Origin of the sequence: Leifsonia sp. AK011 (assembly GCF_013410945.1) — a bacterium.
Taxonomy (GTDB): domain Bacteria; phylum Actinomycetota; class Actinomycetes; order Actinomycetales; family Microbacteriaceae; genus Rhodoglobus.
In genome coordinates, this window is sequence record NZ_JACCCH010000001.1 from 72,840 (window position 1) to 92,992 (window position 20,153).

18 protein-coding genes and 3 tRNA genes are annotated in these 20,153 nt (G+C 67.6%); 11 read left to right on the forward strand and 10 right to left on the reverse strand.

Annotated features, from left to right (window positions below):
• The first annotated feature begins 283 nt into the window (after window positions 1-283).
• From HDC94_RS00370 to HDC94_RS00380, 3 genes are all read left to right on the forward strand, one after another.
• Entirely contained in the window at window positions 284-973 is a 690-nt protein-coding gene (locus HDC94_RS00370) for a hypothetical protein (protein ID WP_179493843.1), read from the forward strand.
• 63 nt (window positions 974-1,036) lie between these two features.
• Complete coding sequence (locus tag HDC94_RS00375) at window positions 1,037-1,678, forward strand: SDR family oxidoreductase (RefSeq protein ID WP_179493845.1); 642 nt, start codon at window positions 1,037-1,039, stop codon at window positions 1,676-1,678.
• Window positions 1,679-1,837: 159 nt separating this feature from the next.
• Window positions 1,838-2,068, forward strand: a complete 231-nt coding sequence (locus HDC94_RS00380) for a hypothetical protein (protein ID WP_179493847.1) — start codon at window positions 1,838-1,840, stop codon at window positions 2,066-2,068.
• Between the two features lie 181 nt (window positions 2,069-2,249).
• Here the strand turns inward: HDC94_RS00380 and HDC94_RS00385 are convergent.
• Window positions 2,250-2,326 (reverse strand) — tRNA-Met (locus HDC94_RS00385).
• 22 nt (window positions 2,327-2,348) lie between these two features.
• A tRNA-Thr gene (locus tag HDC94_RS00390) sits at window positions 2,349-2,420 on the reverse strand.
• A gap of 163 nt (window positions 2,421-2,583) precedes the next feature.
• Between HDC94_RS00390 and HDC94_RS00395 the strand changes: the two genes are divergently transcribed.
• Entirely contained in the window at window positions 2,584-4,389 is a 1,806-nt protein-coding gene (locus HDC94_RS00395) for a glycoside hydrolase family 13 protein (RefSeq protein ID WP_179493849.1), read from the forward strand.
• Between the two features lie 72 nt (window positions 4,390-4,461).
• Here the strand turns inward: HDC94_RS00395 and HDC94_RS00400 are convergent, their stop codons facing one another.
• Together HDC94_RS00400 and HDC94_RS00405 are read right to left on the reverse strand one after the other, a co-directional pair.
• Window positions 4,462-5,388 (reverse strand): M23 family metallopeptidase, encoded by a 927-nt coding sequence (locus HDC94_RS00400; RefSeq protein WP_179493851.1) that lies wholly within the window; start codon window positions 5,386-5,388, stop codon window positions 4,462-4,464.
• A 134-nt stretch (window positions 5,389-5,522) separates the two neighbouring features.
• Entirely contained in the window at window positions 5,523-6,326 is an 804-nt protein-coding gene (locus tag HDC94_RS00405) for an inositol monophosphatase family protein (RefSeq protein WP_179493853.1), read from the reverse strand.
• A 156-nt stretch (window positions 6,327-6,482) separates the two neighbouring features.
• On the opposite strand from HDC94_RS00405, the gene HDC94_RS00410 reads away from it, so the two are divergent.
• Window positions 6,483-7,268: a DUF4232 domain-containing protein gene (locus tag HDC94_RS00410; protein WP_179493855.1), complete on the forward strand. Its 786-nt coding sequence runs from the start codon at window positions 6,483-6,485 to the stop codon at window positions 7,266-7,268.
• Between the two features lie 194 nt (window positions 7,269-7,462).
• Here HDC94_RS00410 and HDC94_RS00415 read toward each other — a convergent pair.
• Window positions 7,463-7,547 (reverse strand) — tRNA-Tyr (locus HDC94_RS00415).
• A 227-nt stretch (window positions 7,548-7,774) separates the two neighbouring features.
• On the opposite strand from HDC94_RS00415, the gene HDC94_RS00420 reads away from it, so the two are divergent.
• On the forward strand, window positions 7,775-8,806 hold the full coding sequence (locus HDC94_RS00420) for a LacI family DNA-binding transcriptional regulator (protein WP_179493857.1): 1,032 nt from the start codon (window positions 7,775-7,777) through the stop codon (window positions 8,804-8,806).
• Here HDC94_RS00420 and HDC94_RS00425 read toward each other — a convergent pair.
• Window positions 8,803-9,558, reverse strand: a complete 756-nt coding sequence (locus HDC94_RS00425) for a hypothetical protein (protein WP_179493859.1) — start codon at window positions 9,556-9,558, stop codon at window positions 8,803-8,805. The genes HDC94_RS00420 and HDC94_RS00425 overlap by 4 nt on opposite strands.
• A 76-nt stretch (window positions 9,559-9,634) precedes the next feature.
• On the opposite strand from HDC94_RS00425, the gene HDC94_RS00430 reads away from it, so the two are divergent.
• From HDC94_RS00430 to HDC94_RS00445, 4 genes are all read left to right on the forward strand, one after another.
• Window positions 9,635-10,123, forward strand: coding sequence for a YajQ family cyclic di-GMP-binding protein (locus HDC94_RS00430; RefSeq protein WP_179493861.1), 489 nt, complete (start codon window positions 9,635-9,637; stop codon window positions 10,121-10,123).
• Window positions 10,120-11,604, forward strand: coding sequence for a cardiolipin synthase (gene cls, locus HDC94_RS00435; protein WP_179493863.1), 1,485 nt, complete (start codon window positions 10,120-10,122; stop codon window positions 11,602-11,604). The genes HDC94_RS00430 and cls overlap by 4 nt, the downstream gene beginning before the upstream one ends.
• 6 nt (window positions 11,605-11,610) lie before the next feature.
• Complete coding sequence (locus HDC94_RS00440) at window positions 11,611-14,121, forward strand: LuxR C-terminal-related transcriptional regulator (protein WP_179493865.1); 2,511 nt, start codon at window positions 11,611-11,613, stop codon at window positions 14,119-14,121.
• A gap of 70 nt (window positions 14,122-14,191) precedes the next feature.
• Window positions 14,192-14,632: a hypothetical protein gene (locus HDC94_RS00445; protein WP_179493867.1), complete on the forward strand. Its 441-nt coding sequence runs from the start codon at window positions 14,192-14,194 to the stop codon at window positions 14,630-14,632.
• 6 nt (window positions 14,633-14,638) lie between these two features.
• Here the strand turns inward: HDC94_RS00445 and HDC94_RS00450 are convergent, their stop codons facing one another.
• The 3 genes from HDC94_RS00450 to ubiE are packed head-to-tail and all read right to left on the reverse strand — an operon-like array spanning window position 14,639 to window position 17,850.
• Window positions 14,639-15,985: an FAD-dependent oxidoreductase gene (locus HDC94_RS00450; protein WP_179493869.1), complete on the reverse strand. Its 1,347-nt coding sequence runs from the start codon at window positions 15,983-15,985 to the stop codon at window positions 14,639-14,641.
• Window positions 15,982-17,052: a polyprenyl synthetase family protein gene (locus tag HDC94_RS00455; RefSeq protein ID WP_179493871.1), complete on the reverse strand. Its 1,071-nt coding sequence runs from the start codon at window positions 17,050-17,052 to the stop codon at window positions 15,982-15,984. Before HDC94_RS00455 ends, HDC94_RS00450 begins: the two co-directional genes overlap by 4 nt.
• 27 nt (window positions 17,053-17,079) lie before the next feature.
• Window positions 17,080-17,850, reverse strand: a complete 771-nt coding sequence (gene ubiE / locus HDC94_RS00460) for a bifunctional demethylmenaquinone methyltransferase/2-methoxy-6-polyprenyl-1,4-benzoquinol methylase UbiE (RefSeq protein ID WP_179498722.1) — start codon at window positions 17,848-17,850, stop codon at window positions 17,080-17,082.
• A gap of 91 nt (window positions 17,851-17,941) precedes the next feature.
• Between ubiE and HDC94_RS00465 the strand changes: the two genes are divergently transcribed.
• Window positions 17,942-19,174 (forward strand): isochorismate synthase MenF, encoded by a 1,233-nt coding sequence (locus HDC94_RS00465; protein WP_374757279.1) that lies wholly within the window; start codon window positions 17,942-17,944, stop codon window positions 19,172-19,174.
• Window positions 19,175-19,309: 135 nt separating this feature from the next.
• Here HDC94_RS00465 and HDC94_RS00470 read toward each other — a convergent pair whose 3' ends face one another.
• Window positions 19,310-20,149 carry a polyphosphate kinase 2 family protein gene (locus HDC94_RS00470; protein ID WP_179493873.1) on the reverse strand — a complete coding sequence of 280 codons (840 nt, stop codon included), beginning with the start codon at window positions 20,147-20,149 and terminating at the stop codon, window positions 19,310-19,312.
• Window positions 20,150-20,153: the final 4 nt, after the last annotated feature.

Genomic DNA, 20,153 nt, shown 5'->3' on the forward strand with positions numbered 1-20,153 from the left:
CCATCGGGACTGCATAGCCGCCGATGGTGTCGGTCTCGTTGTCCATGGGATCCTCCCTAAGTCTGAAGAACCGGGCGCTGGAAGAACCGGCGCCGAATCTTGGTGGTTACCGGCTGTTTGCCGGTGGGTCTCCACTATATAACCCGAATGACACGGATGTCATTCCACTAGATCTAGTGTTTCGGCGTGTCGCGGTATTTCTTTCAGGCTACGGGTACCCACCGACATCCGGGGGTGTCCCGCACCCCTAAACTGGCGCGAACCACCCGAGATCTGGAGCACCGTGACCGAGCCCGCAACCCCGTCGACCCCCACCCGCTCGCTGTTCAACGACAGGCTCGAGTTGATCGTTGCCATCCTGCTGGGGCTCGTCTCCATCGCCACCGCGTACGCGTCCTTCCAGAGCGCGCTCTACGACGGCAAGATGACCCAGAACTACACGATCGGTTCGAACAAGGCGACCGAGGCAGAGTCCCTCTACCTCGAGGGCAACCAGCAGTACGTGCAGGATTCCCAGCTCATCAACCAGCTCACCGACCTCTCGATCGATTCCGAGAGCAGCGACCCCGCTATCGCCGCCTCTGCCCAGGCGAAGTACGACACGATCTACTTCCAGTCGGTCTCGCCCGAGCTCGAGTCGGCCATCCAGTGGGCGGATGCCCAGAACGAGGCCGACCCAGAGCTCTGGTACAGCCCGCTCGACAACGAGGACTACCTCGACCACCTGTTCGGTGGATACCAGGACCTGAAGGCCGAGGCGGACGCCGTCATTCAGGAGGGCGACGGCTTCAACGACCTGAGCGACCGCCTCACCCTCAACACCGTGCTCATGGCCATCGCCCTGTTCCTCCTCGGCGTCGCCGCAGTCGTGCGGGCCACCCGCACGAAGCTGATTCTCGGTGGCGTTGCCGTGGCGATCTTCCTCACGGCCGCCATCCTCACCGCGTTCATCCCGTTCGTCGGACTCGGCTAGCGCCCAGCCGGTGCACGGCTGGCCGAGCGTACGCTGGAAGCTCGGCCAGCTCGGGGAGGCACCATGTCCAGAATCATCATCATCGGCGGGCACGGCAAGGTTGCGCTGCTGCTCACACCTCTGCTCTCCGGGCGGGGTGACGACGTGACATCCGTCGTCCGCAAGCAGGAACACCTCGAGGATGTCGCGATGGCCGGCGCCGCACCGGTGCTCGCCGACGTCGAGACTATGGACACGGATACGCTCGCCAGCCTGATCGCGGGCCACGACGCCGTCGTGTGGTCGGCCGGTGCCGCCGGCGACAGCACGCGCACCTACGCCGTCGACCGGGATGCCGCGATCCGCACCATGGACGCGGCGCGCGCTGCCGGCGTCTCCCGCTACGTGATGGTGTCCTACTCCGGCGCGAGGAAGGACCACGGCGTTCCCGAGTCCGACTCCTTCTTCCGCTACGCCGAGGCGAAGGCCGCAGCCGACGAGCACCTCCGGGGTTCCGGGCTCGACTACACGATCCTCGGGCCGTCCGCGCTCACCCTGGAGCCGGCATCCGGCACGATCGCCGTCACCGGCGAGAGGGGAACGGTCTCGCGCGGCAACGTCGCAGCTGTCATCGCGGAGGCCCTCGTCCAGCCCACAACCATCGGCAAGACCGTCGAGTTCATCGACGGCGATGTGCCGATCGCGGAGGCGCTCGCAGCGGTCTGACGAGTCATCCACCGTCACATTCCGTCGAGTTCACTATGAGTTCGCCCAGTCGTCTCGACAAGGTCGGCCGAGAGGGGCAGACTCATCGGTACAGCACCGCAGTACCCACACCAAGTAGCACGTCCTGGCACCCTGCAAACGCTCGTACAAGGAGCCACGATGACGATGACCCGCCCCGCACGCGAGGTATCAGCGCAGGTCGACGCAGCCCGGGTCGCATCCCCCATTGAGTGGGTGCGCATCCAGTCCGGCCTGTGGGTCGGCAAGTCCGGCGGCGAGTTCGCGGGAATGATCGAGAACAGCGGCGGCGAGTTCACCGCCGTGCGCCTCTCGAAGCCGATCGGCACGTATGCAACGCTCGCCGAGGCGAAGCGGGCCTTCAGCGCGTAGCTGCGGGACGCTCCGGGCCGCGAGTGTTCCGATATGGCTGTCATTCGCGGCGATTTAGCGACCATTTCGGAACAGTCGGCGGATGTTGCGAGCTGACTGCTCGGCGTGGGCCCAAGAAGGATAGTGACGACAGCCTCGGCTACCAATGAAAAAGCCCCCGCTATGCAGGGGCTTTTCTCATTGGTAGCTGAGGCGGGGCACGATCCCGCGACCTCACGATTATGAGTCGTGCGCTCTAACCAACTGAGCTACTCAGCCCCGGCATCCGTGAGGATGACCGAGCCCCCTGTGGGAATCGGACCCACTACCTCTTCCTTACCAAGGAAGTGCTCTACCAATGAGCTAAGGGGGCGCACAACCAGGCGTCACCGCCGTTTTGGCACCGTAAGAGACTAGCACCCGCGCGGCGATCCGCTGAATGCGTTGCAGGCCATGGTGTTACGCGCGCGTGAACGATGCATCCGCGCCATCCTGCAAGCGCTTGCAAGATGGGCGCTATGTCGTATCGTGTTGGGATGACCCTCGAGAATACTGCCGAGAGCACGCCCGATAAGACCGTTGACGACGCTGACGAGATCACCGTGGAAGACATCGAAGCCTCGGCCGAATCGCTCGCCGCTGCACAGACGGCGACCGCCGGTTCCGAGTGGTGGCGCACGGCGGTGATCTACCAGATCTACCCCCGCTCCTTCGCGGATGACGACGGCAACGGCGTCGGCGACCTCGCGGGCATCACCAAGCGCCTCCCGTCGCTTGCCGACCTCGGCATCGACGCGATCTGGCTCTCCCCCTTCTTCCGCTCCCCTCAGCGGGATGCCGGATACGACGTGTCCGACTACTGCGACGTCGACCCGCTCTTCGGCACGCTCGCCGACTTCGACCTGCTGCTCGAGACCGCCCACGGCCTCGGCCTGAAGGTCATCGCCGACATGGTCCCGAACCACACGTCGTCCGATCACGCCTGGTTCCAGGAGGCCCTCGCGGCACCCGAGGGCTCGCCCGAGCGTGACCGTTACATGTTCCGCGATGGCAAGGGCAAGAACGGCCAGCTTCCCCCGAACAACTGGGAGTCGGTGTTCGGCGGCTCCATGTGGGAGCGCACGACCAACGCCGATGGCACCCCCGGCCAGTGGTTCCTGCACATCTTCGACAAGTCGCAGCCCGACCTCAACTGGGAGAACCCGTGGGTGCGCGAGCAGTTCTACGACATCCTCCGTTTCTGGCTCGACCGTGGAGTCGACGGGTTCCGGGTGGATGTCGCGCACGGCATGATCAAGGCCGACGGGCTGCCCGACTACACGCCGCCCGCCGACGGAGCGTCGATGGGTGGAGCCCAGGTCCCATCATCCGAGGTCGCCCCCCTCGAGCCCGTGATCCAGGACTCACCGCCTGACCCGCCCTACTGGGGCCAGGAGGGCGTCCACGAGATCTGGCGCGGCTGGCACAAGGTTCTGGCCGAGTACCCGGGCGACCGTGTGCTCTGCGCTGAGGCCTGGGTCGACCCGCTCGAGAAGGTGGCGCTCTGGGTGCGACCGGATGAGATGAGCCAGGCGTTCAACTTCGCCTACATGTTCACCGACTGGAAGGCGTCGGCGCTCAAGCGCGTCATCACCGAGTCGATCAAGGCGTTCGCCGAGGTGGGCGCTCCCGCGACCTGGGTGCTCTCCAACCATGACGTGGTGCGTCACGCCTCGCGACTGTCCCTGCCCAAGGATGCGCCCCCGCAGGGTGCTGGCATCGGACCGAAGACGCCAGGCAAGCCCGATCCGGTGGTTGGCCTGCGTCGGGCGCGAGCCGCGACATCCCTCATGCTCGCCCTGCCGGGTAGCTCGTACCTCTACCAGGGCGAGGAACTCGGCCTTCCGGAGGACATGGAGCTGCCCGACTCGGCGCGCCAGGACCCGACGTGGTTCCGGACCGACGGCGAGAAGTACGGGCGCGACGGATGCCGCGTTCCGATCCCGTGGGAGTCCGACCGACCCGCCTTCGGCTTCAACGAGACCGGCGAGAGCTGGCTGCCGCAGCCCGCGGAGTGGGCGCAGTACGCCCGCGACGCACAGGTCGGCGTTCCCGGCAGCACGCTCGAGCTCTACCGCGCGGCCCTCCAGCTGCGCCGCGAGTTCGGCCTCGGAGCTGGCGCTCTCACGTGGCTGAAGGGCTACGACAAGAAGGTCGTCGCCTTCCGCAACGGGGATGTCACGGTGCTCGCCAACCTCGGAAAGATCGCCGTCGAACTCCCCGTCGGAGAGGTGCTCCTCGCGAGCGACGACGTCACCGGTGGTGCGCTGCCGCGCGACACCACCGTGTGGTTGCGCGCATAGATCTCGATACAACGCGCCGGAAGGGCGCGTCCCTCGATCTGCCGCCATCGCACGCGATGCGTGCTCAGGGCGTCAGTTCACCGCGTTGTTCGTGAGCCACACGAACGGGTCAACGGGAACCTTGTCCACGTGGAGCTCGAAGTGCAGGTGCGCCCCGTAGCTCGTACCGGTGTTGCCGACGAGCCCGATGAAGTCGCCGACGCGCACCTGGTCGCCGATGGCGAGGGGGCTCGAGCCGTACTGCATGTGCGCATACACGCTCTCGATGTTCTGTCCACCGATGTCATGCTGCAGGACGACGTGGTTGCCCAAGCCGCCCTGGTCCTCCGAGTGGGTCGTGACGACGCCGTCCGCGATCGCATAGATGGGGGTGCCCTCACCGGGCGTGAAGTCGACACCGTTGTGGAACGCGGTACCCGACACGTTCACCGGACGCGGACCGAATCCGTCGGTGATCGTCACCGCGTAGGGGAACGGCCACCGCACGGCACCGTTCGTCGCCGAGAACGTGTAGCTCACGTTCGCGTACTTCTCCTGGAGCTGCTGCGCGTACGTCTTGACCTCGTAGCCGTCACGGGCTGGGAGGGCGGCCGCGGCATCCGACGAGACCTCGATCGACTGGCCCCGCAGGGTTGTCGGGGCCTCCACGGAGGTCGCCACCGTCAGCGGGTCGGTGAGGAAGGCGTTCGCGGGAACACTCATTCCGACGACCAGCGCAGCGACAAAAAGGAGAGCACCGAAGGAGAAGATCCTCCGCGGCACCGACTCCTGACCCTGGGGGCGTGACGCAACCGGCTTCGTGGACGAGAGCGAACGGCGCACACTCGATCGGGCCGGGCGTGCCGAGCGGGCCTTCGTGCGTGACGGCTTCGCCGAGCGCGACGAGACGACCCCGCGGCCGTTCTCGGCCTCGCGCGACTGGCGACGAGTGAGCGGCTGGGGTGGAGTGTGGTGCTGTCTTTCGGGGTGTGCCGACTCGTCACGCTCGCGCAATGACATAGGGCACTCCTCACGATGGCCGCGCCCAGAATGCTGCGACCAGCTGCGTCGGGTTGTGTCAGGCGCAGGGGAGCGCCACAGAAAACCAGTGGGTCAAGGCTAACCGCTGTGGCTGGAAGGCGCCAGCCGGGCGACTATGCGCCCAACTCCTCGAGCAGCTCCTCGAGGGCGGCGGCGACCACGGGATGAGCCGCCAGCATGAAATCACGGCCGGCCGGGGCATCCCCTCGACCCTTCACGGCGGCACCGGCCTCGCGGGCGATGATCGCGCCGGCCGCGTGGTCCCACGGGCTGAGGTTGCGTTCGAAGTAGGCGTTCGTGCGGCCCGCAGCCACAAAACACAGGTCGAGCGAGGCCGTGCCGAGGCGACGGATGTCACGCACCCGCGGCAACAGGGTTCCAGCGACAGCGCCCTGCTCCGCGCGCATCTCCGACCCGTAGGCGAAACCCGTGTTGATGAGTGCCTGGGGCAACTCGACCGCATCCGCGACGTGGATCTCGGAATCCCCCAACCACGCCCCGCCTCCGTCTCGCGCCGTGAAGGTCTCGCCCGATGCCGGGTTCGTGACGCAACCGGCAAGGCCGCGCCAGGTGAGCGGATCGGGGTCGCCCTCGACCACGGCGATGCTCACGGCGTAGTGGGGGATGCCGTAGAGGAAGTTCACCGTGCCGTCGATGGGGTCCACCAGCCAGGTCAGGCCGCTCGTGCCTGCCTCCGCCCCGCTCTCCTCGCCGAAGAAGCCATCCTGCGGACGCAGATCGGCGAGCATCCCGCGGATGAGAGCCTCGGTCTCGCGGTCGGCTTCCGTCACAATATCGACGACGGACGACTTGCTCGCTGCGACTTCGACCCCCTCTGAGCGTCGGCGGGCGGCAAGCGCTCCTGCCTCGGTTGCGACGGTCCTGGCAATGTCGAGCAGTTCGCGAGTCACCCGCACAGCTTACGAGGCGCGGGTGGACGGCACGCGGCCGAGAGGACGGTGAGACCGGGCATCCTGTCTGTTAGATGCCAGCGAATTCTGGTACGTTGCGCAGATTGTTGTGAGTCACCACGAAGCCGTGGTCATCGCTCTCCCCCTACGAAGGATCCACCCATGAGTAACCCCACTGACCCCACCGAGCCCACCGCGGGCCCCACCGGGGACACCCCAGGCACCGAACTCGAGAAGAGGGCGCGCGGAGACGTCAGCCGCAAGGAACAGGCCGGCGCCGTTGCCGAGCTTGACGAGCCGAAGAGCAACCGCACCCGCAATCTCCTCATCGCGCTCGGTGTCATCGTGGCACTGGCCGTCGCTGCCGGCGTGACGTTCGCCGTTCTCGCGCCCCAGTCGACGACGCCGGATGGCACGGTGGCCTCGCCGACGGATGCCGCGACCACGCCGCCCACGACCGGCGGCGACACCGACGAGACCCCCGTCGACCCGGACGCCCCCTCGGCCATCACCGCCTGCACCACCGACAATGCGAAGGCCACCTTCGGTGACCCCGTCGACAACGGCGGCGTGATCTCCGTTCCGATCGTCTTCACCAACTCGGGCGACCAGAACCGTTTCGGCGAGCAGGTCGCGTGCACGCTCGAGGGCTTCCCGCGCGTCGAGTTCATCTCCCTCAGCAACGGCACCACGATCGGCGCCGAGGCAGTCCGCGAGGAGTCGGTGGCACCGACCCCCGTCACCCTCGAGGTAGATGGCACGGCTCGCGCCGTGCTCAACATCTCGCCCGCGAACGCCCAGGACTGCAACCCCGTGCAGGCTGACGGCTTCCGGATCTTCTTCCCCGGCGCGACCGACTCGTTCGTGATCGAGACGAGCGACTACCAGGCGTGCCAGAACCCGGAGTCGCGCGTCATCCTGACGGTGGGGGCGATCACTGCGCCGTAGCGGTCCCTCTGTGTTGGAAGAAGGCCCCCGCGTCGCGGGGGCCTTCTTCTGTGAGGGATTCGACTCCCCTACTGAGCCGCCGCCACATCGCTTCGCGATCCGGCTGACTGCTCAGCGGGGGCCCAAGAGGAGTTCTCAGAACTCACTTACCGCGAAATGATGAAGGCCCCCGCATCGCGGGGGCCTTCATCATTTGGTGGCAAGTGAGGGATTCGAACCCCCGAAGTTGAAAACGTCTGATTTACAGTCAGATCCCTTTGGCCGCTTGGGTAACTTGCCGAGGCGCCTTCGGCCACATGTATTCACCTGTCCGAACGCGCTGAACAAGAATACAAGACGCAGGGGGCCGATGTGACCACCAAGTGGGCGGATACACACAACCGCGTCGACGGACGCGCGTCGGCCCACGCTCACCGGCGCGTCGAGGCGAGCGTGTGCATCTGGCCGCGGCGATCGGCAACGGGCATCCCCGGTACGATGGCAGCGACCAAGGAAAGCAGCGTTGCATGCCGGGAATCAATGAAGTCGCCCAGCTCGCCGGGGTCTCGACCGCGACCGTCTCTCGTGCCCTGAGCGGCAATGGACACGTGTCGGAGGCGACCCGAGAGCGGGTGCACGCTGCTGCCCTCGAACTGGGTTACGTCGTGTCATCCCACGCCTCGGCGCTCGCCACCGGGCGCATGAAGAACGTCGGCATCGTCATCCCGTTCCTCAACCGCTGGTTCTACGGTGCCGTGCTCGAGGGCGCGGAGAGCGCGCTGCTCAGCCACGGGTACGACCTCACGCTCTACAACCTCTCGGGCGGCGGCGACGAACGTCGCAGCGTGTTCGAGCACTTCCTGCTGCGCAAGCGAGTGGATGCGGTGATCGCCATCGCGCTCGAACTCACCGAGGCGGAGGTCGGCCGCCTGCACGACCTCGGCAAGCCGATCGTCGGCGTCGGCGGCTCCATGCAGGGTGTGCGCACCCTCAGCATCGACGACAACGCCGTCGCGCGACTCGCGACCGAGCACCTGCTCGCGCTCGGGCACCGTTCGATCGCCCACATCGGCGGCAACAAGGACTCGGAGATGGACTTCCACGTGCCATCCAAGCGACGTGTCGGGTACGAGGAGGCGCTGGTCGCCGTCGGCATCACCCCGGACCCCGACCTGTTCGAGGCGGCCGACTTCACCCTGCAAGGTGGGTACGCGGCGGCCAAGCAGATCCTGGGCAACCCGCGCAAACGACCGACGGCGGTGTTCGCGGCATCCGACGAGATGGCCATCGGCACCATGCTCGCCGCACGCGATCTCGGGCTGAACGTCCCCAACGACGTGAGCGTGATCGGCGTCGACGATCACGAACTCAGCGACTTCTTCGGGCTCTCGACGGTGGCGCAGTTCCCCGCGCTGCAGGGGCGCATGGCCGTCGACATCCTCATGGATGAGCTGAAGCCCGGGCACAGGGAGGCCGGGGCGACCAACACCCCGCTGCCGTTCGAACTCATCGTGCGGTCCAGTACCGCGCGGCCGAGCGGCAGCAAGGATTCCCGCTAGCCCCTCGTGATGTCCAGGTAGCTCTGGGCGGCCGTCGCGACCGTGGTCATGTACGTCGGGTCCGCGTTGTAGGCGGCGATGCCCGCGGCCCAGCCCTCCGGCGTGCGGAAGTCCGTCGTCGCGTTGCACAGGTAGTTCGCCGCGGCGAGCGCTGCGTCGTAGATGTTGTGCGGGTCGGGAACGAGGTCCCCGTTCGCGTCAGAGGGCCAGCTGCGCCAGGTCTGCGGGATGATCTGCATGGGGCCGATCGCGCGGTCGATGTCGGCCGTCTCGTCGAACTCGCCGTTGTCGGTGTCCGGGATGTGCGCCGTGGATGTTCCGTCGAGGGGAACCCCGAAGATCTTGGGGGACACGTGCCCGTTCTCCTCGAAGGTCGCACCGCCGTGGCGACCGTGATCGCTCTCGGCGTATCCGATGCCGGCGAGGGTGTTCCACCCGATGCCGCACTCCGGGGAGGTCTCTGCGGCATTCAGCGCCGCAGCCCCGTAGGCGAGAACCGCCTGTCGCGGGATGCCCGTGGTCGCCGCGGTGCGGCTCACCCAGTCCGCGTCGACGAGTCCGATCAGTCCGGGGCCGGTGGGCTCCGCGGCGGACTGGGGTGCTGGCGCTTGCTCCGCGAAGGTGAGGCTCGGGGCATCCGGCTCTCGCGGCACCTGCTCGGGGTTCTGCGGCACGAGAACGACCGCTGCGATCACACCGACAACCACGACCGCGGCCCCCGCGCCAGCAAACGGAACCCAGCGCGCGACCATGCCTCGTTCCTATCACGCGAGTCTGGACGCTCGACACAGGTGCCGCGATTCGGTGCCCCCCGCTACCATGGGCGGCATGGCAGATTCCTCATTCGACATCGTCAGCAAGGTCGACAAGATGGAGGCGGACAACGCCGTCAACCAGGCCCAGAAGGAGATCGCCCAGCGATACGACTTCAAGGGTGTTGGCGCGTCCGTCGAATGGAGCGGCGAGAAGCTGCTCCTCAAGGCGAGTGCGGAAGAGCGCGTGAAGGCAGTGCTCGAGGTGGTCGAGGCGAAGTTCATCAAGCGCGGGATCTCGCTGCGCAGCCTCGACACGGGCCAGCCGTACCCGAGCGGCAAGGAGTACCGCATCGAGATCAGCCTCAAGAACGGCATCTCGTCGGAGGACGCCAAGAAGGTCTCCAAGATCATCCGCGATGAGGGCCCCAAGTCCGTCAAGTCGCAGATCCAGGGCGACGAGCTGCGCGTTCAGTCGAAGAGCCGTGACGACCTTCAGGCCACCATGGCGCTACTGAAGGGGAAGGACCTCGACGTCGCCTTGCAATTCGTGAACTTCCGGTGAGTTTCCAGACCGAAGATCCGGCGACCGCGTGGTTCTCCCTCGCGGTCGCTCTTCTCGTCCTCGCGGGCGACCTCACGATTCGTGTCCTCGCGATCATCTACATCCCCCGCAATCGCCGACCGCAGACGGCCATGGCGTGGCTCCTGGCGATCTTCTTCATCCCCTACGTGGGCATCATCCTCTTCCTCCTGCTGGGGTCGCGGAAGCTCCCGCGTAAGCGTCGCAAGCGTCAATCGCAGATCAACAAGTACATCCTCGAGACCACCGATGGCATCGACAAGGTCACCACGCACTCGGAGTGGCCGGACTGGCTGCCGCCGATCGTCGAACTCAACCGCACCCTTGGGGCCATGCCCCTCGTGGGCGGCAACAGCGCATCGCTCTACCCCGAGTACGACCTCTCGATCGCGGCGATGGCCCGCGCCATCGACAACGCGACGAGCACCGTGCACGTCGAGTTCTACATCCTGTCGGCGGATGACACGACCGAACCGTTCTTCGCCGCCATGGAGCGCGCGATCCAGCGTGGCGTCATCGTACGCGTGCTCCTCGACCACATCGCGAGCGTGAGGGCTCCGGGGTACCGGCGGACCCTCAAACGACTCACCGCCATGGGCGCGCTGTGGAAGCTCATGCTCCCGGTTCAGCCCTTGCGCGGCAAGTGGCGCCGCCCCGACCTCCGCAACCATCGCAAGCTCGTCGTCGTGGACGGCCTCGTCGCCTTCACGGGGTCGCAGAACATGGTCGATTCGAGCTACAACAAGCCAGGCAACATCCGTCGCGGCCTGCACTGGAAAGACCTCATGGTGCGCTTCGAGGGACCCATCGTCGCAGGCATCAACGCGCTCTTCGTCACCGACTGGTACAGCGAGACCGACGAGCTGCTGCTGCGGGAATCCCCCGACGCCAACCCTGTGCTCGCTCGCGAACCACTCGATGCCCAGGTGGTTCCGTCGGGCCCGGGCTTCGAGGGCGAGAACAACCTCCGGCTGTTCAACTCCCTCGTGTACGCGGCCCAGCACAAGGTGATCATCACGAGCCCGTACTTCGTACCGGACGACTCGATGCTCTACGCGATCACGACCGCAGCGCAGAGCGGACTCGATGTGCAGCTCTTCGTCTCGGAGGTGGGCGACCAGTTCATGGTCTTCCACGCCCAGCGCAGTTACTACGAGCAGCTCCTGAGGGCTGGCGTGCGCATCTGGCTCTACCCGGAGCCGACAGTCCTGCACTCGAAGCACTTCACCATCGACGACGAGGTCGCGGTGATCGGCTCGAGCAACATGGACATGCGCTCGTTCAGCCTCAACCTCGAGATCTCGGTGATGGTGCGCAGCCGCGACTTCGTGGATGACCTGCGCGAGGTGGAGGCGAGCTACCGTCGCGTGAGCCGCGAGCTCACCCTCGAGGAGTGGATGAAGCGCTCCCGCACCTCAGCAACCCTCGACAACGTCATGCGGCTGACAGCGGCGCTGCAGTAGTCGGTCATGTCCTGGCCGATCGCACCGCGCGCCGCAGTGCGCGATCGACTCGAGGCAGCATTGCGCCGACGCCCGTTCCCTGCAGTGCTCCTCACCGGACCCACCGGGATCGGCAAGACAACTCTCGCCCGCTCGGTCGCCGAGGGGCGCGGCGGTCGGGTGGTGGATGTCGTCGCTCTCGCCGAACTGACCGAGGTGCCCCTCGGGGCGCTCGCGCCAGCGCTCGCGGCTCCCCTCCCCGGGTCCGACCTGTCGGAGCGCCTCGCCAACGTGGTCGGCGCCATCGTCGCCATGGAGCCGTCGGTGCTCCTCATCGACGACGCGCCGCTCCTCGACGAGCTGTCGGCTGCGGCGGTGTACCAGCTCGTGCGGGTGTACAAGCTGCCGTGCATCCTGACCGCCCGAGATGAGCACCCGCTGACCGGCCCTCTCCAGCGTCTCGACCATGAGGGTGTTCTCGAGCGCATTGCCGTGGGACCGCTCACGGCGGCCGAGGTCGAGGCCGTACTGGAGGAGCGGCTCGGGGCACGCGTCGAACCGGAGAGCGTGCGGGCGCTGCTGGCACGCAGCGAGGGTGTACCGCTGGTGCTGCGCACTCTGGCCCTGGCGGCGGAGGAGCAACGGACCATCCATCTCGGCGAACGGGGAGCGATCGTCGACGAACCGAGACTTCCCGTGCACGTCTCGGCCATCGTCGCCGATCGACTGGCGGTGTTGGACCAGCCCCAGCGGGAGCAGGCCATTCTGCTCGCGCTCGCGCAGCCCCTCCCCTACGGACTAGCAAGCGAGTGGGGCGACGACCTGATCGGCGCCGGACTCGCGGTCGTGATCGGACCACCCGAGCAGAGGCGCCTCGCGCTGAGCCATCCCCTCATCGCTGAGGTGCTCATCGCCGAAGCACTCCCGGGCGTGCTCGATCGGCTCGCCGGGGAGGCCTCGGCGCTGCTCGACGAGTCCGCTGATGAACAACTGGCGTTTCGCGGAACCCTCCTGCGACTGCGGTACGGCCTGCCCACGGACCCGGGACGGCTCGCGCGGGCCGCAACCCACGCCCATGTGGTGCAGGATCACGCTCTCGCCATAAGACTCGCGACGCTCTCGTGCGAGGGCGCCCCCACCTTCGAAGGCCAGCTGGCGCTCGGCAGCGCCCTCTCCTCCGTGGGTGACCCCGCGGCTGAGACCGCCCTTTCGGCGGCGGTCGATCTCGCCTCGAACGACGACGAGTCGGCGCTCGCCCTCGTGCGACTCGGACACCACCTCGCCATTCGGCTCGGCAGGCCTGCGGATGCCGTAGCCCTCGCCGCGCCCCGCCTCCCCACTCTCGCCAGCGACGCCGCCCGGGCTCTCCTCGGCGCGGACCTCATGAAGTGGGGCTCGATGGCGGGCATGGCCCTCCCGAGCGACGGCGCCGCCGGCCCGGCCGACGCCGGCCCCGGCGCACTCGCTGCGCTTATCGGGCAGGCCATGGTTGCCTCGATGCTCGGGGACACCGGGGCGACGGCAGCGGCCACCGCAGCCGCCCGTCCGCTCGTCGATCCGCTGCGCGCCGTGATCCCCCACGCCGGGGCACTGCTGGATCTCAATGACTTCCTCGTGCTCGTCTTCGACGGCCAGCTCGGGCCAGCCGAGGCGTTCGCTCGCGCACGCCACGACGGCGCCCGCACCGATTCGACGGGCCTCTGGAGTTATACGCTCGGGCTCATCGCCCTGCACACCGGTCGAGCGACAGAGGCCCTGGCGTACGCGGATCGAGCGGTCACCGAGCTGGCGTGGCGCGACTTCACGGGCCTGCAGGGTGCCGCCATCGCGCTCCGAGCTACCGCGGAGGCGCAGCTCGGAGCGCCCGCCGGCGACTCGGCGGAGTCGAGCGACATCAAGGTGATCCTGCAGGAGGCCGAGGCGCACGCGTGGACACTGGCGCACGACGGCGAGACCGCGCGTGCGGCGGCGCACCTGCGTGATGCCGCGGAGGGTGGCATCCTCGCCGGCCATGCGGCGCTTGCCGCGTTGACGGCCGCGACGGCGTGCCGGTTCGGTCGCGGAGCGGATGTCGCGGACCTCCTGCGCTCGATCGCCACACGTTCGGGCAGCACACTCGTCGGTGTGCTGGCGGAGTACGCACGCGCGCAGGCCTCGGAGCGCTCGGCCGATCTTGCGCGCTCGGCCGAGCAACTCGCCGCGGTCGGAATGACCGTCCTCGCCGTCGAAGCCTGGGATGCCGCCGCTCGACGCACCACGTCGCGCGAGGAGTCCCGCGCCTGCCGCCGTGCCGCTGTCGCCCTCCGGGGCGACGCTGAGCTGCTGTCGCTCGCACCGGACTCGGCCGGTCCGGACGAGTTGACGGAGAGAGAACTCGTGATCGCTCGAGCTGCTGCGATGAGACGCCGAAGCCACGAGATCGCGGCCGAGCTCGGGCTCTCGGTGCGCACGGTGGACAACCACCTCGGCAACATCTATCGCAAGCTCGGCGTGCGCAATCGACTGCAACTGGAGACGGTGCTCGGGCCGCCTGAGTAGTTTCTACTCAGGCGCAGGGGGCGGCGGGTTCCTAACCTCGGTAGCGACTCCTCTTCCGAAAGGCACCGCCATGCGCATCCTCGCACCCCTGACCCTTGCAGCTGCACTCGCCCTCACCCTCTCCGGGTGCTTCGGCAACCCCGTCGAGAACCTCGTCGAGGGCGCCATCGAGCAGCAGACCGGCGTTGATGTCGACGTCAGCGCGGACGGTTCCGGCGCAAGCCTCCCGACGGGGTGGCCGAGCGAGGTTCCCACCCCGGAGGGCAAGATCCTGGCCTCGTTCGGGATCGACGGCAACTACTCCGCCACGATCGAGCTCGCGAATGACGCCGCGGGGCAGGCCGGCCTGGATGCCCTCGTGGCAGCCGGATACACGACGCAGTCCGAGGCGGACTTCGGGGGCATGAAGGCGTTCGTCGTCGGAAACGAGACCTGGACCGTGAGCTACAGCTGGGGCGACGACGGCAACGGCTCGACGGTTCTCAACATGGGTGTGGTCAAGCCCCAGTAGCTCGGTTCACGCGTTCGAGACGCGCACCATCTCGTCGCGATCGACGACCTTGATGCGTGCCCGCCCCTGCGGCTCGCCCAGGGCGATCTCGTGCTCGTCGAGGTTGTGCCATCCGTCGAGGTTGGTGAACTCGACACCCCGTGACTCCAGCAGCTCGACGACCGCGGACTCCTCGGGATTCGATGGCGTCCACCAGTCGGCCTGGCTGTTGAGCACGTGCTTGACGGTCTCCATCGCGTCACTCTTGGTGTGACCGATGAGGCCGACCGGCCCGCGCTTGATCCAGCCGGTCGCGAAGACGCCCTTGACGGGCTCGTCGTTGTCGTCGAGCACCTGGCCCTCCCGGTTCGGGATGACGCCCCGCTTCGTGTCGAACGGAATGCCATCCAGCGGCGACCCGAAGTAGCCCACCGCGCGGTAGAGCGCCTGCACGGGAACCTCGCGGAACTCGCCGGTGCCACGCACGCCCCCCTCGCCGTCCGGCTCGGTGCGCTCGTACCGGAACCCCTCCACGGAGTCCGTTCCGAGCACCTCGACGGGGTTGGCGAAGAAGTGCAGGTGAAGGCGACGCGAAGAACCCGTCTGAGGCTCGTCGCGCCACTTGCGGAAGATCCGGTCGATGACCATGATCTGCTTGTTGGTCTCGATGGCGAGCTTCGAGGCCTCGTCGTACTCGAAGTCCTCCTCGTAGACGACCATGTCGACGTCGTCGAGCTCGCCGAGCTCGCGGAGTTCGAGGGGCGTGAACTTCACCTGCATCGGGCCGCGGCGACCGAAGACGTGAACGTCGGTGACGGGGGACGCCTTGAGCCCCTCGTACACGTTGGCGGGGATCTCGGTCGGCAGGAGATCGTCGGCGTGTTTGGCGAGCACGCGCGCGACATCCAGCGCCACGTTGCCGTTGCCGATGACCGCGACCTCACGAGCGTCGAGCGGCCACTCGCGCGGGAAGTCGGGGTGACCGTCGTACCAGCTCACGAAGTCGGCTGCGCCGTAGCTCCCATCGAGGTCGATGCCGGGAATGGGCAGCGGCGCATCCTTGATCGACCCGGTCGAGAAGATGACCGCGTGGTAGTGGTTCTTCAGGTCTGCGAGGGTGATGTCTCGGCCGTAGAGCACGTTGCCGAAGAGCCGGATCTGGCCGGTGTCGAGCACGTCGCGAAGGGCCGTGATGATGCCCTTGATGCGCGGGTGGTCAGGCGCGACGCCGTAGCGGACCAGACCGTACGGTGCCGGCAGCTGCTCGAACAGGTCGATGGAGACGCCGAACTGCTTCTCTGCTTTGAGAATGATGTCTGCTGCGTAGATGCCCGCGGGCCCTGCACCGACGATGGCGAGGCGGAGTGTGCTCATTTATTTCTTTCCACGATGGTCTCGGCGAATTTCGTCAGGGCCTTCTTGACCGGGCCCTCGGGCAGCGGGTCGAGGGCCTCGACCGCGGAGCGCGCCCAGCGGTGGGCCTCATCCACGGTCAGCTGCGTCACCGGGTGGGCGCGCAGTTCGGCAATGGCGATGTCGAGGTCGGCCTCGTTGGGCTCACCGAAGGAGGTGGTGTCCCGCTCGATGCGCTGCAGGAGGGCCGCGGCATCCGGGTCGGTTTCGGCGGCGCGGCGCAGGTAGAGCAGAGGCAGCGTTGCGACGCCGGCGCGGAGGTCGGTGCCGGGGGTCTTGCCCGTGTCATCCAGCTCGCTCGCGAGGTCGATGACGTCGTCGACGAGCTGGAAGGCGATTCCGATGCGCTCGCCGAAGGCCGCGACGGCCGCGCGGTACTCCTGCGGCGCGTGCGAGAAGATCACGCCGACCTGGGCAGCTGCGGCGATGAGCGAACCGGTCTTGTCGGCCAGCACCTGGAGGTAGTGCTCGATGGGGTCGTCGCCGGCGCGCGGACCGATCGTCTCGTGCAGCTGGCCGAGGCAGAGGCGTTCGAAGGTCTCGGCCTGCAGCTTGAGGATCGGCTCGCCGAGTTCGGCACCGAGCCGGCTCGCGCGCGCGAACAGCAGGTCGCCCGTGAGGATCGCGACCGAGTTGCCCCAGACGTTCTGCGCCGTGGGGACGCCGCGGCGCATCTCCGCCTCGTCCATCACATCGTCGTGGTACAGGGATGCCACGTGGGTGATCTCGATGGCCTGTGCGGCCATGATCACCTCGGGGTTGTTGCCCTCGCCGAGCTGCGCGGTGAGGAGGGTGAGCACCGGGCGGACGCGCTTGCCGCCGGCCTCGAGGAGGTAGCGGCCCGTGACATCCGCGATCTCGTCGGCGAACTGCATGGCGCCGAGGAGGCCCTCCTCGACCTGCTCGAGGCCCTCCTCGATGGCGGCCGCGAACCGACGTTCGTCGCTGGAGGCGAACAGCTTCTCGCCGAGCCCCAGCGAGGAGCTCAGGGTGTTGCTGCGCCGCGCATGGGGAACGCTCGGGATCACTGTATCGACCGGTTTCTTGTGGTGAAGCTACTGCTTCGTGGCATCGGCTGAACGCCGCTGGGTGGGAATCGGGCGGGTCGCCTTCTTGCGGCGAGCCACGGAAGCCAGGACCGTCGCATCCACGGGCTTACGACCGCGGTGCAGTGCGACCACACCCCCCGTGAGGTTGCGATAGGCGACTCGAATGAAGCCGGCGCCGCGGATCCACTGGCTGAGCTCGCCCTGGTCTGGCCAGGCCCGGATCGACTCACCCAGATAGTCGTAGGCCTCGGGGTTGGAGCTGGCACGACCGGCCACGAGGGGCAGGACGTACTTGAGGTACGTGTTGTAGCCAGCACGGAGGATGGCGACGGGCGGTCGGGAGAACTCGCAGATCACGAGACGACCGCCGGGCTTCAGCACCCGGTACATCTCGGCGAGCGCGGCCTTGGGGTCGACGATGTTGCGCAGACCGAAGCTGATGGTGACGGCGTCGAACTCGTCATCTCCGAAAGGGAGAGCGAGGGCGTCCGCCTCGATGAACTCGATCTTCTTGTGACGCTTGCGACCCACCTCGAGCATGCCGGGGGAAATGTCGACGGCCACAACGCGCGCGCCAGTCCTGGCGAGAGCTGCGGAACTCGCACCCGTGCCTGCGGCGATATCGAGGATGCGCTCACCCGCGACCGGCGCAACCGCTCGCACTGTAGCGACGCGCCACAGGAGGTCGTTGCCGCCCGAGAGGATCGTGTTCGTGCGGTCGTAGCGCTTCGCGACGCCATCGAACATGCCCGCGACGTCGTCTGGTCGCTTGTCCATATCCGCTCGAGCCACACGCTAAGTCTAGGCTGTTCGCTCCGCCGACTCCTGAGGGTGGTCCAGTTGCTGCGGGTACGCTAAGGATGTGGAATTGCCGGTGCTCAACGTACGCACCACGGCGATAGACGATCCAGGGTCGCTCATCGAGTGGACTCATCCGATGCGCCCCGCGGTGTTCCTCCGCAACGGCGACGGAATCATCGGCTTCGGGGAGCGAGCGCGCTACCAGCACAGCGGCGGAAACCGCGTCGCTGACATCGCCCGGTGGTGGCGCGACATCTCGTCTGCTGCCCTCGTGCACGACGAGGTCGGCCTGCCCGGCACGGGTCTCGTCGGACTCGGCAGCTTCGCCTTCTCCGACACCTCGACCGAGGCAAGCGTGCTGACCATCCCCTCCGTGATCGTCGGTCGGCGCGACGGTCGGTCGTGGATCACGACCGTGGACGGCGGGATGCCCGTCTCCTCGCAGCGGCTCGGACCCCAGCCGCGCGACCAGCTCGGCCCCGGAAGCTTCACGCCCCTCGAGCCCGGAGCACACACGCCGGACGGCTACCGCGCCTCCATCGAGGCCGCGCTGCGCGAGATCGCGGCCGGGCGGGTGAGCAAGGTCGTGCTCGCGCGCGACCTCGTGGGGAGCATCCCGGCGATGTCCGACCGCCGGTGGGTGATCACCCGACTCGCCGAGGCCTACCCCGACACCTTCACCTTCGCCGTGGACGGCCTGCTCGGGTCGAGTCCCGAGACTCTTGTACGCGTTCGTGACGGTGAGATGACCGCGCGCGTGCTGGCGGGGACGGCGGGGCGGCTGGCGGATCCGACGGATGACGCGGCCGTGGCATCCACCCTCGGCGCCAGCCGCAAGAACCGCTCGGAGCACGAGCTCGCGGTGCGCGGGGTTCTCGACTCGCTCGCCCCGCACGCCACCGGGGTGATGAACACAGAGCCCTTCGCCCTCCAGCTCCCGAATCTGTGGCACCTCGCCACGGACGTGCGCGGCTCGCTCTGCGACGGTCGCACCGCCCTCGACCTCGTCGCGGCGCTCCACCCGACCGCTGCCGTCGCTGGCGTGCCCACGGACGCGGCGCTCGCGCTCATCGCCGAACTCGAGCCCCGCGACCGCGGCCGCTACGCCGGACCCGTCGGATGGGTGGATGGCACGGGCGACGGCGAGTGGGCGATCGCGCTGCGCTGCGCGTCCATCGATGAGGAGGGTGTCGTGACCGCGTGGGCGGGTGCCGGCATCGTCGCCGGCTCAGACCCGGAGAAGGAACTCGCGGAGACCGACCTGAAGTTCCGGCCGATGGTCGACGCGCTCGAGCGTTAGGGCGAAGGCAGGGGGTTGACTAGGCCCGCGCAGCGGCCGTCATCGAAACCTCACCCACGAACAACACCAGCCACGGTGGTGAGGTTTCGATGACGCCGGGGCTACGCCCGCGGCTACTCAACCCACTGGGTGGCGTCAGCTCGCCGCGAGGCGCGCCTTCTCGGCCTCCACGTTGTAGTCCGCGGCCGGCCACTGCGGGTCCAGGCGCGTCATCGCGTCGAGGAGCAGCCCCTGCACAGCCCAGCGGGCGTACCACTTGTGATTCGCGGGAACGGCGAACCACGGGGCATCCGGCGTCGAGGTGCGCGTCAGGGCGATCTGGTAGGCCTCCTGGTAGTCGTTCCAGAGCAGGCGCTCGTCGACATCGCCGGGGTTGTACTTCCAGTTCTTGTCGGGGCGGTCGAGCCGCTCCTCCAGGCGAGCCTTCTGCTCCTCCTTGGAGATGTGCAGCATGACCTTGACGATGGTGGTGCCGGATGCCACCACCTCGGCCTCGAACTCGTTGATGATGCCGTACCGCTCCTCGATAACCTCCGGCGACGAGAAGCCACGGACGCGGTGGATCAGCACGTCCTCGTAGTGGGAACGGTCGAAGACGCCGATCGACCCGTGACCCGGCAGCTGCTTGCGGATGCGCCAGAGGAAGTCGTGCTCCTTCTCCTCGTCGGTCGGGGCCTTGAAGGCGTGGATGTGCACGCCCTGGGGGTCGATCCCTCCCACGACGTGACGCACGATGCCGCCCTTGCCCGCGGTATCCATGGCCTGGAGTACGAGCAGCACGCTGCGCTCCCCGCCGAAACGGCTCTCGGCGAACAGCCGCTCCTGCAAGCTGTCGAGGCTCTCGCGCCCCGCCGCGAGTTCCTTCTCGGCGGCCTTCTTGCTCTCCATGCCCGGCGTACTGTCGGGATCGAGATCGGCGAGAACGAAGTCCGCGTCCACGGGACTAAGGGGCAGGACGACATCGTGTGCGCTCATGGCG

Excerpts from the sequence above, each read along its gene's own strand:
- HDC94_RS00445 (WP_179493867.1), top strand. The coding sequence starts at position 14,192 with ATGCGCATCCTCGCACCCCTGACCCTTGCAGCTGCACTCGCCCTCACC.
- HDC94_RS00430 (WP_179493861.1), top strand. The coding sequence starts at position 9,635 with ATGGCAGATTCCTCATTCGACATCGTCAGCAAGGTCGACAAGATGGAG.
- HDC94_RS00425 (WP_179493859.1), bottom strand. The coding sequence starts at position 9,558 with ATGGTCGCGCGCTGGGTTCCGTTTGCTGGCGCGGGGGCCGCGGTCGTG.
- HDC94_RS00440 (WP_179493865.1), top strand. The coding sequence starts at position 11,611 with ATGTCCTGGCCGATCGCACCGCGCGCCGCAGTGCGCGATCGACTCGAG.
- HDC94_RS00410 (WP_179493855.1), top strand. The coding sequence starts at position 6,483 with ATGAGTAACCCCACTGACCCCACCGAGCCCACCGCGGGCCCCACCGGG.
- HDC94_RS00450 (WP_179493869.1), bottom strand. The coding sequence starts at position 15,985 with ATGAGCACACTCCGCCTCGCCATCGTCGGTGCAGGGCCCGCGGGCATC.
- HDC94_RS00400 (WP_179493851.1), bottom strand. The coding sequence starts at position 5,388 with ATGTCATTGCGCGAGCGTGACGAGTCGGCACACCCCGAAAGACAGCAC.
- HDC94_RS00420 (WP_179493857.1), top strand. The coding sequence starts at position 7,775 with ATGCCGGGAATCAATGAAGTCGCCCAGCTCGCCGGGGTCTCGACCGCG.
- ubiE (WP_179498722.1), bottom strand. The coding sequence starts at position 17,850 with ATGGACAAGCGACCAGACGACGTCGCGGGCATGTTCGATGGCGTCGCG.
- HDC94_RS00375 (WP_179493845.1), top strand. The coding sequence starts at position 1,037 with ATGTCCAGAATCATCATCATCGGCGGGCACGGCAAGGTTGCGCTGCTG.
- HDC94_RS00380 (WP_179493847.1), top strand. The coding sequence starts at position 1,838 with ATGACGATGACCCGCCCCGCACGCGAGGTATCAGCGCAGGTCGACGCA.
- HDC94_RS00395 (WP_179493849.1), top strand. The coding sequence starts at position 2,584 with ATGACCCTCGAGAATACTGCCGAGAGCACGCCCGATAAGACCGTTGAC.
- HDC94_RS00470 (WP_179493873.1), bottom strand. The coding sequence starts at position 20,149 with ATGAGCGCACACGATGTCGTCCTGCCCCTTAGTCCCGTGGACGCGGAC.